Below are 15,892 nucleotides of genomic sequence, written 5' to 3' on the forward strand. Positions count from 1 at the left end.
ACTTTGATTTCATAACTCTGCAATAAAGGCACTGGTAAACAACGTAACTCTATCTGTTCAGCTAAATAAATTAAAAGTAGTTTTAAGTCATATTTGCTAAAGCGATTGAAAATAGACTTAAAATAGTGATTTACATCGAGTGCTTTATATAAATTCGCTTAATTAAGTGAATTTATACGTCGTCTTTTTTGATGAATCCCTAAAGAATAATGAGAGGCTCTACACAAAAGTAGAGCCTCATTTTTATAATTTAGAAACGATAACTTGCACCTAAATAAACAGTACGGCCATTAACCGTCGTATTGTACAAACGATCATTGGAGTCTGAATACTGCTCTTCTCGTTCATTAGTCAAATTACTTGCTTCTATAGTGAGCTTTAGCTTTTCATTAACCTGATAAAATGCTGATGCATCTATGTATGTACTGGCATGAAAACCATTTTCGTCTTCATCGCCGTTACCGGCTTGTACCGATGCAATATAGTCACTTCTATAAGCTGCTGCAACGCGTGCGCCCCATGAATCAGAATCGTAATATACTGTAAAGTTACCCGAATGCTCTGACAGGCCAGGGAATGATTTATATTGATCAATACCTGAATTACCTACATTACGGTACAGTGCTTCACCATCAGCAAATGTATAATTAGCAATAACACCTAAGTTATTAAACGGGGCAGGTAAAAAGTCTAGGTCACGTTGAAAAGCGAGTTCCCAGCCACTAATATCACTTTCATCTAAGTTTTGAGGCTGAATAACAGTAAAAACAGTATTTGCTGTTTGCGGATTACCGCTTTCGTCTACGTCGCCTAAAAAGCTAAGAGGATATCCGGTTTGGCTGTATGGGATATCATATGTTTCGGTGATAATGAAGTTATCGATAGATTTATGAAAGTAACTTACGGCCGCATACCCAATGTTTTCAAAATAGTACTCGACTGAAAAGTCGAAGTTAACTGATTCGTAGGGTTTAAGGTTTGGGTTTCCTGAGCTGATACTAAGGCCATTGGTTGATGTGGCATCATTTTGAACAACGCCTGTTGGCACTAATGCACCGAGCGAAGGGCGGGTGAGATTTTCGCCATAGCTTGCACGAAGTACTAAACTGTTATTACTATCCCAAACTAAATTTATAGCAGGCAAAAGTCCTGAGTAGGTGTTTTCAACATCAACTACTTCTCCATTTATTAAACCTACGGCGTTGGTTTTAGTATCGTAATGGCGTACACCAGCATTACCCATTAAATAACCTGAGCCCAATTCCCATTCAGCTTCGTATTGCAAATAAGCCCCAAGGGTTTTTTCTTGTACGTTATCGGTAAAATCAGGATTATCTAAATTAGGATCGATATTCATACTTGCTAGGGTGCCTAGTACATCGACACTTACCCATTGCTGTTTATTGTGCGCGGTATTTGTAAATATCAGGCTTGGATCTACCGTGTCATCCAGTAAGCCATTTTCCCAATCGCTGCGGTTAACGTTATCAGATTTAGTTTCACCGTTTTCACTTTCAAACTTTTTATTAGATACACCGAACTTTATATTTGAAGTATTGTTAAGCGTGTAATTAAAATTTAATTTTATAGAGTCAAATGTATTGGTGATTTCTTCTTCAGATATATCAATTTCGTGATAGCGGAATAAACTACTGTCAGTAGGATCAAACCCGTATGTATTTTCCCCATAATAAGCATCCTTGCGATAATCAATAGTTTCATCGCCAAATGTCTCTAGGTAAACTTTAACACTGCCTGTATTGAACTTGGTTTGTGAACGCCCGACTAAGGCGGTCATATTTAAATCTTCTGTAATTTGCCAATCGCTATTTGATACAAACTGACTAATGTGGGTATCAGCATATTGGCTACGGCTTTCTGAATGAATAGCGGCGTCTTCGTATACCGAATAAATAGCATCGTTATTTTCGTTTATTTCAAGAGCTGTTAGCTTTGAGCATATTTGCTCGTTGTTATAAGCTGGTCCAGTACAACCAATAGCTGTTGAACTAGAACCTCTATTTTGTAAGTGGTATTCACTGCGGTCATTATTCAGTTCACCATATAGAGCGTCAAAACCGAATTCAAGGTTATTACTTGGGCGATACTGCAGGGCAAGTGTTGTCCCTAGGCGCTCCTGTTGGTTTTCAAATAACGAATAACGGCTACCACGTGAAAAGCTCACTTCTTCGTTGTTAATTTTGTCTTGTAACTCATCTGATAGCTCGGATATATCTGAGCCTGAAGCATTTTTTTTGCGCCAGCGATATGTATTGTAACCTTGCTCATTTACATCACGTTTGCTGTATGCAATTGAAAATAATGCGCCAAATTTATCATCCCAAGTATCTGAGATCAGAGCTGCAAAACGTGGACTAACATCATCAGTTTGTGAATTGTCACCAAGTTGACCTGATATTGCAGTATTAAACCCATCAAAATCAAATGGTTTTGCTGTATGAAGTCCAACAGTTCCACCTATACCACCTTCATCCATTTCGGCAGAGAAGGATTTTTTCACATCAACGCGCTGAAATAACTCAGAAGCAAATATGTTAAAATCAAAAGCGCGTGATCTGCTTACTGAGCCTCGGCTATCCATTGCCGAAGAAGACGTACCCAAAGCCTCCATCCCGTTAAGTTGTACTTGTGTAAAGTTCGGTCCTAAACCTCGTAATGAAATTTGTCGGCCTTCGCCACCTTCTCGGGTAATCGCAATGCCAGGAACTCGTTGTAGTGAGTCAGCTAAGTTTAGATCCGGAAAATCAGCAATATCTTCAGCGACAATAGAGTCTTGTGCGCCCACAGCATTTCGTTTTAAATCTTTTGCTTTTAACAAACTGTTGCGATAACCCTGTACAACTATTTCTTCTACTTCTGTTTGAGCAGATTGTTCTGCATACACATAATTAGACGCGCCTAATGAGCTCATTATAGCCGTTGCTAAAAGCGTACGAGATGGTTTGTTCAACATAATGCTTCCTTGGTTTTTAATTTAAAGTTGATTATTAATAAAAGGGTTTGTGCGCACTAAATGACCTTCGTCAAATTGCACCACATAGTTAAAGCGCGCCTGCTGTGGCGAGCTGGGTATAAAATCGGTCGAAATTACTTGTGCGCCGCTATTTTTCGCGGCATTAAATTGGATTGCTCGCTGAGAATTGGTTGCACTTAAGGTTGCATCTGCGCGGGTGCGCACCATGTAACCTTTAAGTACAAGTTGCTGAATTTTATAAAAGTCGCGTGTAGGGTTGTTTACAATCATAAAAGCAGCTTCGGGCTGGTTTTCATCATAATTGGCAAACATGCTTGCCCCTTTTAACGAAGGCCTATTTTGTTTATAAAGTGCCGATTGCTGTGTATTGCCATCAAATAAGAATATGAACTTACCAGCCAAGGCACGTGTACTTGGCCACCCAAACCTAACGACTGTTTGGTTTAAAGATAACGGTATTTTACGTAAGTTATCGGGCGTGAATAATGAGTTAGGTAACGATTTTTGAATTACTTCATCGAGTAAATAATAATCGTTCGGTGTAAATTTAAGTGGATTATTGCCCAGCACTACATCTGATCGCGTTTCTTTTACATTGAGCATTACAACAATAGGAAAGTGCTGCGGGTTTGCCTCTGACCATGTTTTGAGTGTATTCAAACATCCACTGAGCAATACACAATGGCTTTGCACATCAATATCGGGAATGTGCATTACTTTAAATCCAGGAGTAGCTAATTGCTTTTTTTCTAACTCATTAAATAAAGGAGTCGTTGCAAAAGTATTAGCCCAAGGTTTTATGTATAAATCACCATTAGGGTCTTTTAAAACGTCAATTTCTAAATGGCGAACACCGCTATTTAACTGTTTAATAATGGGAGAATGACCGTAATCAATACGGGCCATTAGTTTAGGATTTAGAGTATTTAATTTATTATTAACGCCTACGTTTAATGTTTTTTTATAGCTGTTATGTGAGCCAATCATTTGAAAGGTATTTAATGGCATAGCGTTAATGCTAGTTACATAATCTGCAAAAATAATAAAAATAAAAAGTGGCATACCACGTCTCAATTGTTGAGTTTGCTATCTAAGAGCGGGCATTCATAAATTAGGGGACACAAAAATATGCATTTAATAAAAGTTTCATAATTGAAAAGCATGTTTATAAAATTTTATGTCCCCTTTTATCCATTACCGCGCTCTAAATAATAAGTTGAGTGAAAACTGGATAAAGCCATCATGATTAGGGTCAAAGCACTATGGTTAGCACTATGGATTGGGTTATGTATTACATTTAAAGTGAGTGCTACCTCGTACTACGAGGTTAAAAGTGCAGTGAAGGTGGAGACGGTTAAAGTTGCATTTTTAGCTGATATTCATCTACATGATATTTTTGCTAATTTACATAATACAGACAATATAGAGTTACCAACGGATGTAGGGTCAAAGCAACCATTACTGGTGCGAAGTATGTATGCGCAGCTTCACTCAACGCGACTTTTCAATGAAAATTATTTTGTTTTTTTACATGTATTAGATGAGCTAGTAGAAAAAGAGATTAAGTTAGTCATCCTACCAGGCGATTTTACTGATGATGGCCAACCTATTAATGTTCGGGCACTAGCACGTATTTTAGACCATTATGAAAAAACATATGGGATGCGTTTTTTTGCGATTCCAGGCAATCATGACCCCGTAAAGCCATTTACAACTGAGGCAGGTAAAGCTGACTTCTTAACGGCTCAAGGTAAAGAGTTTGGCGTTTATAGTTATCAACATGAAAAGTGTATGACTAAGTCGTCTGTATGTGATGATGGTTTAAAAAACTGGGGTTACACTGAAATATTAAGCACACTCAGTAACTTTGGATTTAGCAAACATAAAAGTGACGTGCTATATGAAACACCTTATGAAAACCGAGAGTTTATATGGTGTGACCCTAATGATGTTAATCATTGTATAACGATGCCAGATGCGAGCTACTTAGTTGAGCCCATAAAAGGTGTTTGGTTAATGGCAATAGATGCCAATGTGTATGCACCACAATGGCAAAATTCGCCACTCACTTTTAAGGGTTCGTCTAGTGCCGGCTATAATGCTTTAATTGATGCAAAGCCTTTACTGTTAAAGTGGATAAAAACGGTTGTTAAAAGGTCAAAAGAGCAAAACAAAACACTGATCGCATTTAGCCACTTTCCAATGGGAGAGTTTTACGATAATGCGAATGATGAATTACATAAAGTGTTTAGTCGTGGCCATTTTTCCCTACCTAGAGTGCCTACACCCCGTACAACACAAATACTTGCAGATACAGGATTAACACTACATTTTGCAGGACATATGCATCTAAATGATACTGCGCTGGTAACAAGTAATCGAGACTCTCAGTTAGTTAATGTACAAGTGCCAAGTTTAGCTGCTTATAAAGCTGCATATAAGATTGCAGAGCTAAACTTAGTAAAGCACACCGCATTGGTAAGTACTCATACATTAGACGATGTTCCTGGTTTCAATGATTTATTTGGTTTATATGAAAAGGAATGGGTATATCGTGAAAAACATAATCTTAGTAATTTTGACCGTACTATTTTGAGCTCAGAAAGTTATGGTGATTTTACTAAACAGCATTTATTTGGACTTATTAGTCAGCGTTTTTTAAAACGCGATTGGCCAAAAAGTTTAGTGGCATGGCTAAACGATAATCACTATTTAGCAGATTGGTTTACAGATATGCAGTGTTTAAATAAAGTCTCGCCTAATTTGCTAATTCAACTTAAAGCTGTATCTACAAAAGAATGGCTTCGAGATTTTTATTTATTAAGAAATGGTGATGTAACTGCAGATATAACACCTCAAAAGCGTATTACTTATCAACAGCTAAATGAGTTTTTAGCTCAATCGACTTGTAAAACAGATACGCAAACACAGCAGGATTTGGCTTTGTTAATAAAAATAATGGCAAAATTTAGTAAGCATACCCAAGGTGAGAATTTTAGCGTTGATTTGAAAACGGGGGAGATTATCTAATACTGATAACTCAACCCCAAGTAATAAGTGCGACCACTTGTGGTTGAGTTATAGGCTCTTAGTGTTGAGTTACTGTATTGTCGCTCTTGTTCATTGCTGAGATTAAATGCGCTAAATTTAAGTTTCCAATGATTAGAAAAATAATAATTTAGGTTTGCATCCCAATAAACAGTCGGCATAAACCCTGTTTCGTTTTCATCGAGCAAAAGACTGCCTGCCCGAACTAAATATTTATCTCTAAAAATAGCGCCTAGTTTAAAATTGAACTTAGGGTGATCATAAAAGATCATACTTGAGGCGGTTATTTTAGATAAAAAAGGTAGGTTTTTTTTAAATAAAGCTGAGCCATTATTTGAGTCGTAATACGTGACTTTGCCTTTATTGTAAGTTGTTTGTAGGTTGATACCCCAGTCAGAATTATGTATTAAATAATTTAAACTTATTTCCGCTCCCCACTGATAAGCTGATTCTGCATTACTTAGCCAAAGGTTATTAATATCGGGGGTTGTAGACTCTGAAGTTTTTGATAAGGGGACTTGCGTTGTAACTATGTAATCATCCAAATCTTTATAAAAGAGTGATATATTAAACGTACTACGACTACTAAAATCTGCTTCTAAGGAAATATCGGTATTATAAGATAAGTAAGGTTTTAGACTTGAGTTAAATGTATATTTTGTATTATTTGGGGTATCGTTTGAACCATTAAAACTTAGTGAGTTCAGTAATGGTTTTGAATAGTTTTTAGAAAGTCCTACACGTAATCGCCATTTATCGTTTATAAAATATGATCCATTAAAAGTTGGAAGCCAAAGACTATATAAAATAGGAGAGTAAGGGGCTTGAGTGTGAGATGTTATGGATTCTGCTTGATAACGCAAACCTATATGAGCTTCCCATTGTGCCTGCTCTGTGCTTATTAAAGTATAAGCTCCTCTGCTATATTCTTGTATATGCTCAGCTTCAGTGGTAATTGATGAGCTATTGTTTTGTATATTAAATGGGTCGATGCCATAAAGTTTAAGTGCTTCATTGGTGTTTATTTTTAACCATTGTAGGCTTTTATGTGCATGTTGCGATGAAACATACGACGCAGGAAGGTCAGTTAATTGTTGTGGTGCGTTGGTTAATTCATTAAAAAAAATATCGTTTTGCTGTGCGTTATACATTTTATTTTCAAACAGAGTCCAATCAGCTCCAAATTGAAGGGTGATTAAACTATTAATGTCATATTGAAAATCTAATTTTGCGAAGGTGTACTCACTATTTGAATTGTATTGTTCTATATCACCATGATGCATTTGCCACATTGTAGGATTTTTTAAATTTTCACTGTAGTTAATATCTGCATAAAATGGAGTTTTACGATAATCAATCGTAACGTCACTTATGCCTTGGGTATAAATCTTATTGCTGTAAGGAATGTCATACTTTGATTGTTCTTTTCCTAATATGGCGCTTACTTTCCAATTTGTATTCACTTGTTGCGTAAGTGATAGCACACCTTGCTGATATGCCGTATTTATTTCTTGGGTTCTACTTTCGGTTGCGACTCGTGCATTTTCGTAACGTGCATACACTAGCTCATTATTTTCATTCGTTTGAATGTCTGTGATTGTTGTTAGCCCTTTAATTATAGGCGTAGACTGCTCCCCTCTAGGGTATAAATGATATTCATGCCTATCCCCTTTTAAAAACCCTGAGAGCATATCAAAATCAAAATGGGTGGTTTCATTTTTATACTCTACAGATAGATTTGCCCCAAATCGCTGCTGTGTAGCTTGCCATACCGAGTACCGATTACCACGAGGAACTATATAATCGCCTTGAGTCAAATGCAGTGCTTGTGATTGGGTTAAAGCCGATAGGTCAGCCCCATCTATTGCAATATTACGCCAGCGAAATGTATTAGCACCTTGCTCTAACGACTCTCTGGTTGTGTATGCAACGCTTGCAAGTACCCCCCAATTATTCCACGTGTTAGAAATTAAGCTTGAATAGCGTTTTGCGCCTGTACCCACATAGTCGTTGTAGCCAACTTCTGGGGTTATAATAAATTTAAACCCCTCATTATCTAAAGGGTTTATAGTTTGTAATGCCATTGTTCCAGATATTCCACCTGCAATTTTATCGGCGGAATATGCTTTAATTACATGGATTTGTTTAAAAAGTTCGGCAGGTAAAATATTGAAATCGAAAGAACGATCGCGCTGTTTTTGTACTCGACTATCCATAGGTGAATCATTATTTGCTAACACAGGCATACCGTTGAGTGTCACCAAACTAAAATCAGGATAGTTACCTCGTATTGAAACTTGGCGACCTTCGCCTGCTTCGCGAGTAATTGCTACGCCAGGAATATACTGTAAGGCCTCGGCTAAGTTAGTATTGGGAATATCGGTAATATCTTGTGCTGAAATTGCTTCACTAATCGTTTTATTATTGTGTTTTAAATTTCGTGAGCTAGCTAATGAATAGCGAATACCCTTTACTGTTATTTCTTCAAGTATTTCGTTATTGGTTGTTATTTTTTTTTGAAAAATAACAAAACCCTTGTCTTGAATTTTATATGTTAACTCGCTGCCTCTTAATAAAAAATCTAGTGCTTGAGCAAGTGTATGATCGCCCACTAAGGTGGACGTAGTTTTGTCGTTGATAAGTGAAGGGTTACTACTAAAAGAGACTGCATATGCATTTGCTACCTCTCTTAAACTATCACTGAGAGAACTCGCTGGTATATAAATAAAGGTATTTATATTTTTTGCCGCACTAGGCAACGTTGTTAAACAACTAGCACCGATAAAAAAGTACACTAAAATACTTTTATTTAATGTACGTACCTGTTTTAGCATAATCATTTAATCAAAGTAATACAGTCATATTTTTACTCATTTAAGGTAACGTTAAATGAAGTACGTTGTTCTTCTTATCTACTTTCCAGTTATAAGTTGATGCAATGAGCATAAGGCTTTGTTGTGGCGTTTCGAGATTAAATCGTCCGCTAATTAGTGTATTATTTAGTGTGTTATCCACTTTAATTACCATAGGGCTGTAACGCTGCAATTGTTTAATAACACTGGTTAGAGGTTCTTTTTCTGCATCAATCCAACCCATTCGCCAAGCAGGGAGTTGTGCTAACTGCTGGCTATAATCTACAGTTATATGGCCATTTTTTATAACAGCTTGTTGAGAGGGAGTTAATATCACTTTATCTAAAGCCGAGACTTCTACTTTGCCTTCGTACACAGTTACCACTACTTCATCTTTATTGCGCTCTACATCAAAAGAAGTACCCAGTACTTTAATGCTTGCTTGTCCTGAATTTATTATAAATGGCCGTGTTTTATCTTTGGCTACATCAAAAAAAACCTGTCCTTTTTTTAATTCGATTTGCCTTGAGTGTGGTAGCAAGTGCGCAGTTAACTCACTATCTGCATTTAAGTGCAAATATGAACCGTCATCTAATAACTGCGATACACGTTTACCTAAATGTGCTTCTAAAAGCTGAGGCAGGCTAGATTTAACTACGGTTTTTGCAATCGGTGTTGGTGTAAATGTCTGTTGAGATATAGCAAGCCAGTACACTGCAAAAGCAATAGCGCTAAAACTAGCTGCTAAGGCGAGCATAGGGAAAGTTCTAGAGCGTTTAGCATTAGGCGTAATTATTGGAGTCGGTAAACTATATTGTTTAGTGTAAATGTGTAAAGCCTGTTTAACAGCAGGATCGCCAAATACATTAGCTATTTTTTCAAATGCATTCTTATTTTCTGTGCATTTTAACCAAAGCGATAGTTCTTCACGGTCATGATCATTTAAATCATTAATCCGATCTACCCAATCTACTGCCTGTTCTAAGCGTTGTTCGTTCATTAAAAAACCTAACCTGCGTTGATTAAATATAAAGAGCGTAAAAGTGTAATAAAGGGGACATTTTTATTGATTTTTTTCAATGCTAAGCGTTATTTGTATCATTGCGCGCGTAATATGTTTTTTTACAGATTCTTGGCTCATATTTAACTGCAGACTAATTTCTTCGCGACTTAACCCGTCAATGCGTCGAAGCTTAAATACTTTTCTTCTTAAAGGTGGTAACTCTTGCAACGCACTTTTAACAAGCTCGAGCTTTTGCTCTGTAATAGACTGCGCTTCTGGATCGCTATTATCATTTGTAAAAAGCTCAATATCTTCTGCATTATTTGGTTGGCTTTTATTTTTTTGCCAATCACTATACATAACAGACTTTGCGACTTGATTTATGTACGCCTGAAAGTTTTCAATTTCTGACGTGTCATTTCTATTTAATGTTCTTAGCAGAGCTTCTTGCACAAGATCGTCTACGTCATCAGTATTATTGGTTCGACGACTAATGAATTTACGAATATGGGTGATAACGTTTTTTACATCGCTTTGCTCAGAAGAAATATTTAAATTCGATGGCAGGGGGCTTTTAAAAGTCTTCATTACTCAGTCTAGAATTTTATTTTAAATAGATACTAAGTGAATAATATGACCAATTGATTACAGCCAGGTTGATAGCGATTAAGTAAATTGAAGTGATGGTACGAAGAGTAAAGCATCATTTAGATCATCTTAACGCTTTAAATAGGGTTTAATTTTAGGCATAGAGTATTTGCGAAAATAACACTTTGAAAAAGGCTAAATTCTTGGAGGTACTATATTCACTTGTTTTCCTTATTTGAATGTTCTTTTGACGGGATTAGCATATAAGTAGAGGGCCTAAGCGCTTTTTGGCAGGTCAGCTAATTTTATATTAATTTAAATAAATAACTTAGGAAAGTTAAAATAATATCAAACTTAGTAAAAGTGCGGCTATTTCTATTGATTAAGATCAACAAAGCAACAGAGAAAAATAGGCATAATTCGCGGCTGTAATTTACACCCAAAAATAAAAATTTGTGTTACTAATTTGTGTTACGATTTATTGAAAAATAGCGGTTTTTTATTAAACTAGAACTGCACAAAAATTAGCCTTTATACACCTTTATTTTTACTTATCTTTTTGTTTTATAATAATTTTAATTGAAAGGGCTAGGAAATGGCTTTACTCATAAATAGTAAATGCATTAACTGTGATATGTGTGACCCAGAGTGCCCTAATGAGGCTATTTATATGGGCGCTAAAATATACCAAATAGATGCTAGTAAATGTACTGAGTGTGTAGGGCATTATGATAAACCTACTTGCGTAAGTGTTTGCCCTATTGACTGCATAAAGCCCGATCCGAATAAGCGTGAAACCTTGGACGAACTAGCAGAAAAATTTGTGCGGTTAACCTGAAAATAGCTGGTCAGGTATTTTGCTAAGCCGCTTTTAATTTAAGCTAAAAACACTACTCAAATTACTTATTTAGGTTGTAGCTAAGGTCCTCTGCCATCCATTTTTAGTTTCAATCAAATCTTATTACCTTCATTAATTATCAACTATATTGTGTTACCTTAAGGCTTTATAAACTCAAGTATTAATCTAAGTTTTAGATTGCATTCTATAGGAGTCTATTTTGGATATAGGTATTAACGCTATTCAGGCTGTATCTTCAAAACAAGCCATATTTATTAATGATGAGTGCCGAGTATTTGTAATTGGCGATCTTGATGGTGATTTACCGGCCTTAAAAAACGCACTTAATAACGTAAATTTTGACCCTGAAAGAGACACTTTGTTTTGCCTAGGCGATTTTGTTGATCGCGGGGATAAAACATATGACTTATTTACATACTTACAGGCCATTAGGGCATGTATGATATTAGGTAATCATGAGCATTTAATGTTGGAATCATTATTAAGTAATGATAAAGCGGCTTTTAAATTATGGACTGACAATGGTGGCAATTGGCATAAGTCGGTATCAAGTGAAAAGCTCAGTGTCATGTGCGATGAGTTACTAACTAAACCGCTTTCAATAGTACTAGAGTATCGTGGTTATACAATAGGGTTGTCTCATACATTTGCACAATCGTGGGATTGGGAAAATTACCCTGATGATAAATCGCTAATCGTGCAATCTTTATTGTGGGATCGCGAAGTAGTTAAACAAAATAAGGTAGTTAAAAGTCATGGAGTCGACTTTTCAATACATGGACATAACTCAACTAAAGCGCCTTTTTGGGTTGGCAATAGTTATCATATAGATACAAATTATTATGGTGGAAAGCCTACACTCTTAGAGCTTTCAGAGGTTATTGCTACGCTTGATTAACCAAGCGCTATTTAGCAATTGTTACTTCTTTCAAATATCATTCGGCAGTTTTGCTTTCTAAAGTATAAACTGCTGACTACCACATCTAGTTATCCTCTTTGTTTTTTCTATACACCCTATGATTTATGCAGCGTAATTATTTTATTAAGCTATTAAATTCAACAAAGCCTCTATTAGCTTGTTAATTAAGAGTGGTTTTGATGTGTGGGTTGGATTTTAAGTTTCATCCAATAGGTATTAATACAGTTATATGAGACGTTTATTTAGTTTTAATATTGATGATTAACAAACGGTTAAGTTTGGCTGTGTAGAATTGGGAACAATTTTGCCATTTCGTAAATAATTTACGTAAAAGGACTAACTTCTCGCTTTAGGTTTTATATAAGCAGATTTAAATGGAACAGCCTCTCACATGATAGTAGCAAGCATATACCCTTTCCCTTTTTCAACGTTTTGTAAGTCGTCACTTTATGTATCAATTTTTTCTGCTTTGGGTTCTATGTGTGCTTTTGCAGCGCAAGAAAACTCGCAGCACGCAAAGGATATGGAAGTAATAGAAGTACGTGGTATCCGTTCAAGTATGGCCGAAAACTTAGATGTAAAACGTATGTCTGGCTCAGTAGTTGATGCCATTACCGCGGAAGACATTGGAAAGTTCCCTGATAAAAACGTTGCAGACTCACTTCAGCGTGTACCCGGAGTGGTAATTGAGCGTGACGGCGGGGAAGGTTCATCTGTTAGTATTCGTGGTTTATCGTCAGAACTTACCTTTACACAGCTTAATGGTAATTTTATAGCATCTTCTCCGGGGGAGCCTTCGCGTTCGTTTGATTATGCTTTGTTACCGTCTTCAATGATTGAAAGCGTAGAGGTTTATAAATCGCCAGAGGCACGCTTAGATGAAGGTGGGGTTGGTGGCACTGTATTAATGCACAGCCGAAAACCTTTAAATATGGATGCAAACTCGGGTGTCTTTAATATCGAGAGTACTTACGCTGATGTTACAAAAGAGTACGAACCGCAGTTTACGGGTTTATATTCATGGAAAAACGACAACGAAAACTTTGGTGTATTAGTTGGCTATACCTATCAGGAACGGACAAACAGAACGCTTTCGGGCGGTACTAATGCTAATGTATGGCGCTATACTGGCACTGGGCAAGCAACAGATATACATGGTAATACAGTTGATAACAATAACGGTTGGGATACTATTAATGATGCAAACGGCAACAGTTACGATGGCGTTTGGTTTCCGCAAGTTGTTCGAGGTTCTGTTCTTAACGAAAAACGTGAGCGCGAAGGGATTCAATTTAGTTCACAGTGGCGACCAACAAATCGTTTAGAGCTTGGCTTTAATTATTTTGGTTTTACACTTGGGCAAGACAGAACAGAATCTGTGATTGATATACCAGAGTGGTCTTTAAATCCTGATTTTTTGACGGATGTAAATCTTGATGAGTCGGGCACTATTGTTACTGCTATGCAATACGATGCAATGGCAAGTGGTGTCGAAAATGATATGCAATTTCCGTGGATGCGTGGCAGCTACGTACGCGAGGAATCTACCTCCGATACCTTTGATTTTAATTTAACCTATGAAGGTGATAATTTTAAAGCGCGCTTTGTAATTGGTAATACACAATCAGAGGGCGGCCCAGAAGAAAGCTGGGAAGCGGCGTATAAAAGTTCTAACGCGGGCGAAAACGCAGCCACTATTCAAAACGCAGCTCAAACGGCTGGCTGGTCACTCAATCAAAATAATGTGTCACTTAATATCGACCCTAATACATTAGTTAATTTACAAAATGGAGTTGGAGGCGGTCGTGATGCGGGCTCTTCAAACTCAAGCTTTGTACGCAGTGAGCTAGAAGAAGATTACTACCAAGCTGATGTGGAATTTTATGTTGATTGGGGCTTTTTAAAAACAATTAAAACCGGTGCTAAATACCGCAATTCAACTCTTCACCGTGAAACCGGCAACACCTTCTTTTTAGATCCAAATTTTGATATTGCTGCAGGGGAAGCAAGTGAGCAAGGTATTACCCGTTTTGATAGCTACCAGTGGAATGGTGGAATGCCATTAGCTCAAAATGTATTTACTAGTGAGAATAATATTGCAGGTGGTTTTGATATAAACCAAATGCCAAGTATCGACTGGAATAAATACCGCGATATGGTCACTGCTAGTTATGTACCTTATACGCGCATTGAAGATAATTTTGTTTACGATATAGAAGAGAAAATATCGGCTTTTTATATACAAGGTGATTTTGAATTTAGTGAAGTCAGAGGTAATTTGGGTGTGCGTGTTGTGCAAACAAAAACACTTACTTCATCTACTGACTTATATACCTACCAATTAGATCACACAAATGATGAAACAGGTGAGCCAGTAACAGGTGACGCTCGTTTTGTAGAAGACTATCAATTAGTCATTCAGCAAAACAAAGACACTCAAGTTTTGCCAAGCTTTAATATAGCGTGGGATGCAACCGACGATTTAGTTATTCGTGGGGCAATAGCTAAAGTAATATCTCGTCCTGACTATAGTGATTTAGGTGCGCAGCAGCGTATTACATTTGTATCAGATGAATGGGCAGATGATAGAGCTGCATTTAATGAACAGCTAGGTTTTAGCGGCAGTGGCGGTAATAAAAACTTGAAGCCATTTGAATCAATTCAAGCCGATTTATCTATTGAGTATTATTACGGCGAAGGTTCTGCTGTTGGATTGGCGCTTTTTCATAAAAAAGTAGATAACTTTGTCGTGCCACTGGTGATCGACGTAGAGCAAAACTTTGCTGGTAAAAATAATATAGTGGATGCAGGGACTATTAATATAGCCCCTTACAGCACTGTAGGTAATGGCACCGATGCAGTATCAAAAGGCGCGGAAGTATTTATTCAGCATGCCTTTGATAGTGGTTTTGGCTTTTACGCAAATTACACTTATAACAAAACCAATAAAGCAGATGTAACAATTAATGGTGAAGAATTTGGTCAGTCGGCTTTAATAGGTAGTGCAAAGTATCAGTACAACACCTCTGTTTATTATGAAGGAGGTTATTTTAATGTACGTGCTTCTTATAATAAGCGCGGCGAAACAGTACTCGGTTTAAATAGCGGATTAAATATATACCAAGACCCTTACGAACAAATCGATGTAAATGCATCTGTAAATTTATACGACGGGCTTAGCCTTACCGCAGCGGTTATTAATTTAACTAAATCTGAATCAGTAACGCGTTTAGGAAATGACACCGATGCGCGATTACTCAATACTAGCTACTCAGGTCGTCGTTTTTACGCGGGCTTTAACTATAGCTTTTAGATAATTGACTTAATAGCTGGTCTGTAGACAGTATTTTTTGATAGCGCAGGCCATAACAAACACTTTAATAGGCGTTAAATGTTAATAAAGTGCTAGTTATGTTGTGTTTTTAATGCGTTTAGCTCAAATTCTCAGCGAACAGTGCTTTATTTAAAGTTTTGTCAATAAAACGCTTGCGTAAAAATCTGTTCTCCCTATAATGCGACCCCACTGAGACGGGAAACAGCAACGCATAGCGAGGCACGAACAACTCAGGGTGTTAAGTAAAACTTAGATTGAATCTTTTTAGAAAGTTTAAATTTAAGTGTTGACAAA

At 36.9% G+C, this 15,892-nt stretch carries 9 protein-coding genes; 4 read left to right on the top strand and 5 right to left on the bottom strand.

What is annotated here, in order from left to right:
- Nucleotides 1-250 precede the first annotated feature (250 nt).
- Complete coding sequence (locus H5122_RS11030) at nucleotides 251-2,974, bottom strand: TonB-dependent receptor (RefSeq protein WP_182681830.1); 2,724 nt, start codon at nucleotides 2,972-2,974, stop codon at nucleotides 251-253.
- A 21-nt stretch (nucleotides 2,975-2,995) separates the two neighbouring features.
- Complete coding sequence (locus H5122_RS11035; RefSeq protein ID WP_182674713.1) at nucleotides 2,996-4,057, bottom strand: Ca2+-dependent phosphoinositide-specific phospholipase C; 1,062 nt, start codon at nucleotides 4,055-4,057, stop codon at nucleotides 2,996-2,998.
- A gap of 180 nt (nucleotides 4,058-4,237) precedes the next feature.
- On the opposite strand from H5122_RS11035, the gene H5122_RS11040 reads away from it, so the two are divergent.
- On the top strand, nucleotides 4,238-6,025 hold the full coding sequence (locus H5122_RS11040) for a metallophosphoesterase (protein WP_220487087.1): 1,788 nt from the start codon (nucleotides 4,238-4,240) through the stop codon (nucleotides 6,023-6,025).
- On the opposite strand, the gene H5122_RS11045 is transcribed toward H5122_RS11040, so the two are convergent.
- The 3 genes from H5122_RS11045 to H5122_RS11055 all read right to left on the bottom strand — a co-directional run bounded on the left by H5122_RS11045 (nucleotide 6,022) and on the right by H5122_RS11055 (nucleotide 10,486).
- Complete coding sequence (locus tag H5122_RS11045; protein WP_182674711.1) at nucleotides 6,022-8,877, bottom strand: TonB-dependent receptor; 2,856 nt, start codon at nucleotides 8,875-8,877, stop codon at nucleotides 6,022-6,024. The two genes, H5122_RS11040 and H5122_RS11045, sit on opposite strands and share 4 nt — an antisense overlap.
- A 40-nt stretch (nucleotides 8,878-8,917) precedes the next feature.
- Nucleotides 8,918-9,895 carry a FecR family protein gene (locus H5122_RS11050; RefSeq protein WP_182674709.1) on the bottom strand — a complete coding sequence of 326 codons (978 nt, stop codon included), beginning with the start codon at nucleotides 9,893-9,895 and terminating at the stop codon, nucleotides 8,918-8,920.
- A gap of 63 nt (nucleotides 9,896-9,958) precedes the next feature.
- Entirely contained in the window at nucleotides 9,959-10,486 is a 528-nt protein-coding gene (locus tag H5122_RS11055; RefSeq protein WP_182712995.1) for an RNA polymerase sigma factor, read from the bottom strand.
- A 595-nt stretch (nucleotides 10,487-11,081) separates the two neighbouring features.
- On the opposite strand from H5122_RS11055, the gene H5122_RS11060 reads away from it, so the two are divergent.
- The 3 genes from H5122_RS11060 to H5122_RS11070 all read left to right on the top strand — a co-directional run bounded on the left by H5122_RS11060 (nucleotide 11,082) and on the right by H5122_RS11070 (nucleotide 15,577).
- Nucleotides 11,082-11,324: a YfhL family 4Fe-4S dicluster ferredoxin gene (locus H5122_RS11060; protein WP_182673023.1), complete on the top strand. Its 243-nt coding sequence runs from the start codon at nucleotides 11,082-11,084 to the stop codon at nucleotides 11,322-11,324.
- Between the two features lie 220 nt (nucleotides 11,325-11,544).
- Entirely contained in the window at nucleotides 11,545-12,243 is a 699-nt protein-coding gene (locus H5122_RS11065; protein WP_182681829.1) for a metallophosphoesterase, read from the top strand.
- A gap of 412 nt (nucleotides 12,244-12,655) precedes the next feature.
- Complete coding sequence (locus tag H5122_RS11070) at nucleotides 12,656-15,577, top strand: TonB-dependent receptor (RefSeq protein WP_182681828.1); 2,922 nt, start codon at nucleotides 12,656-12,658, stop codon at nucleotides 15,575-15,577.
- Nucleotides 15,578-15,892 lie beyond the last annotated feature (315 nt).

Origin of the sequence: Pseudoalteromonas sp. SG43-8 (genome assembly GCF_014164245.1) — a bacterium.
GTDB classification, from domain to species: Bacteria; Pseudomonadota; Gammaproteobacteria; order Enterobacterales; family Alteromonadaceae; genus Pseudoalteromonas; species Pseudoalteromonas distincta.

Coding starts and splice junctions, on each gene's coding strand:
- H5122_RS11060 (WP_182673023.1), top strand. CDS start 11,082: ATGGCTTTACTCATAAATAGTAAATGCATTAACTGTGATATGTGTGAC.
- H5122_RS11055 (WP_182712995.1), bottom strand. CDS start 10,486: ATGAAGACTTTTAAAAGCCCCCTGCCATCGAATTTAAATATTTCTTCT.
- H5122_RS11045 (WP_182674711.1), bottom strand. CDS start 8,877: ATGCTAAAACAGGTACGTACATTAAATAAAAGTATTTTAGTGTACTTT.
- H5122_RS11070 (WP_182681828.1), top strand. CDS start 12,656: ATGATAGTAGCAAGCATATACCCTTTCCCTTTTTCAACGTTTTGTAAG.
- H5122_RS11030 (WP_182681830.1), bottom strand. CDS start 2,974: ATGTTGAACAAACCATCTCGTACGCTTTTAGCAACGGCTATAATGAGC.
- H5122_RS11040 (WP_220487087.1), top strand. CDS start 4,238: ATGATTAGGGTCAAAGCACTATGGTTAGCACTATGGATTGGGTTATGT.
- H5122_RS11035 (WP_182674713.1), bottom strand. CDS start 4,057: ATGCCACTTTTTATTTTTATTATTTTTGCAGATTATGTAACTAGCATT.
- H5122_RS11050 (WP_182674709.1), bottom strand. CDS start 9,895: ATGAACGAACAACGCTTAGAACAGGCAGTAGATTGGGTAGATCGGATT.